Source organism: Serratia sp. A07 (assembly GCF_058725505.1).
The window spans coordinates 1-985 of sequence record NZ_JBZXDO010000194.1; the positions used below are offsets into that span (position 1 = coordinate 1).

Sequence of the window (985 nt, forward strand, 5' to 3'; positions counted from 1 at the left end):
ACCCCGAACTGCGATTGGCTGTTGCGCTTGCGACGAATGGTTCTAACCTCCCATTCATCGATGGTGATCTCCACGCGTCCCGCCTCGTTCGTGTAGGGCCAGCAGGTATAGAACACCTGCCCCGGCTTGAACTTGACCTTTCTTTCAGATTTGGTTGGTGTCATGCATCCCCCTGTTGTTTCAATCCACGATAGCAGTGCGGGCAGTCTCCGATTTCAATGTCATCATCGTTAAATACCTTTCCTCGGCCATGACATTCTTGGCATGCCAGTTCGAAGCATTTTTTCGTCGCCCGTATAGTGGCTTGATTTTTATAAAACCGGTCATCAATCCGCTCTAAATAACCGCGTTCAATAAGCGATTCGCAAACTTTCCCTACCTTGACTGGAAGTAGATGATCGCCATCCCAGCAAGGTGTTTTGCGCCAGTGCTGAACCTCAATTTTTAACCGAAGAATTGCAGCTGGGTGGAGGTAATCCAGCTCCCGCTTTGTCAGCTTGCTCATTGTGCTTTCTCCTGGGCCTCGCAAAGCCCGTCTGGTATTGCTACAACATCGCCAAGGTGCAAGGCCACGATTGCTCGGCAGGCTGAAAACAGATAATTGGACTCATCACCACTGAACGATATGTGAAATTTTTCAATCAACGGGCCGCATTGGCTCCAATCAGATGAAGGAGAGAATGGTTCCTTGTCATAACGCCGATTCATTCCGCAGTGGTTGTGATATTCGGTGTAGTGGTTGATCCGGCCGTCACCCTCTGCTATCCACTCCACATCATCAGGCCACTCCACATCGTCATGAGATTTCATCGGTAGGCAGATAGCTTCTGCAACTGCCCAATCGAGGGCTTTCCCGGTTAATTCGCATGTGTTAATAATCACGCTCCACCTCCCTCTATTTATCGATCACGCAGTTGTAATCATTGTGGGTAAGCAACAGCCAATTATGGCCGTCGTCTTTTGAAAGTAAGCGCCAGCGTTTATT

General features: G+C 49.1%; 3 protein-coding genes. All 3 read right to left on the reverse strand.

Going from position 1 to position 985, the window contains the following annotated elements; all coding sequences use genetic code 11:
• Positions 1-160: 160 nt before the first annotated feature.
• Positions 161-505, reverse strand: a complete 345-nt coding sequence (locus AC4PR2_RS29170) for a hypothetical protein (RefSeq protein WP_492176084.1) — start codon at positions 503-505, stop codon at positions 161-163.
• Entirely contained in the window at positions 502-882 is a 381-nt protein-coding gene (locus tag AC4PR2_RS29175) for a phage protein NinX family protein (protein WP_492176085.1), read from the reverse strand. The genes AC4PR2_RS29170 and AC4PR2_RS29175 overlap by 4 nt, the downstream gene beginning before the upstream one ends.
• Positions 883-895: 13 nt before the next feature.
• Positions 896-985, reverse strand: a 90-nt coding sequence (locus AC4PR2_RS29180) for a ParE family toxin-like protein (protein ID WP_492175994.1), incomplete at its 5' end; no start/stop codon positions are given.